The sequence below is a fragment of the Vibrio sp. YT-18 genome (genome assembly GCF_033337345.1).
Classification (GTDB): Bacteria; Pseudomonadota; Gammaproteobacteria; order Enterobacterales; family Vibrionaceae; genus Vibrio; species Vibrio alginolyticus.
This window is the reverse complement of the sequence record NZ_JAWOQO010000051.1, coordinates 1-1,161: the sequence shown is the minus strand read 5'-3', so window position 1 is coordinate 1,161 and position 1,161 is coordinate 1. Positions and strand designations below refer to the sequence as shown.

The 1,161-nt window shown below is 51.6% G+C and carries 1 rRNA gene (only partly in view); it reads right to left on the bottom strand.

Annotated features, from left to right (window positions below):
• Positions 1 to 1,161: ribosomal RNA gene (locus tag R7M72_RS24115) — 23S ribosomal RNA — on the bottom strand; its annotated part reaches 1,464 nt to the left of the window's first position; the annotation flags it as partial.

Below are 1,161 nucleotides of genomic sequence, written 5' to 3'. Positions count from 1 at the left end.
AGCCTACGCACTTGAACCTGGACAACCGTCGCCAGGCCCACCTAGCCTTCTCCGTCCCCCCATCGCAATTGTAAGAAGTACGGGAATATTAACCCGTTTCCCATCGACTACGCCTTTCGGCCTCGCCTTAGGGGTCGACTTACCCTGCCCCGATTAACGTTGGACAGGAACCCTTGGTCTTCCGGCGAGGAGGTTTTTCACCCCCTTTATCGTTACTCATGTCAGCATTCGCACTTCTGATACGTCCAGCATGCGTTACCACACACCTTCAACCGCTTACAGAACGCTCCCCTACCCAATATACAAAAGTATATTGCCGCAGCTTCGGTTTACTACTTAGCCCCGTTACATCTTCCGCGCAGGCCGACTCGACCAGTGAGCTATTACGCTTTCTTTAAATGATGGCTGCTTCTAAGCCAACATCCTGGCTGTCTGAGCCTTCCCACATCGTTTCCCACTTAGTAGTAATTTGGGACCTTAGCTGGCGGTCTGGGTTGTTTCCCTCTCCACGACGGACGTTAGCACCCGCCGTGTGTCTCCCGGATAGTACTTACTGGTATTCGGAGTTTGCAAAGGGTTGGTAAGTCGGGATGACCCCCTAGCCTTAACAGTGCTCTACCCCCAGTAGTATTCGTCCGAGGCGCTACCTAAATAGCTTTCGGGGAGAACCAGCTATCTCCAGGTTTGATTGGCCTTTCACCCCTAGCCACAAGTCATCCGCTAATTTTTCAACATTAGTCGGTTCGGTCCTCCAGTTGATGTTACTCAACCTTCAACCTGCCCATGGCTAGATCACCTGGTTTCGGGTCTATATCCAGAGACTGAACGCCCAGTTAAGACTCGGTTTCCCTACGGCTCCCCTAGATGGTTAACCTTGCCACTGAATATAAGTCGCTGACCCATTATACAAAAGGTACGCAGTCACAGGACAAAGCCTGCTCCTACTGCTTGTACGTACACGGTTTCAGGTTCTATTTCACTCCCCTCACAGGGGTTCTTTTCGCCTTTCCCTCACGGTACTGGTTCACTATCGGTCAGTCAGTAGTATTTAGCCTTGGAGGATGGTCCCCCCATATTCAGACAGGATATCACGTGTCCCGCCCTACTCGATTTCACTGAACACACGTCGTCAACTACGGGACTATCACCCTGTATCGTCGG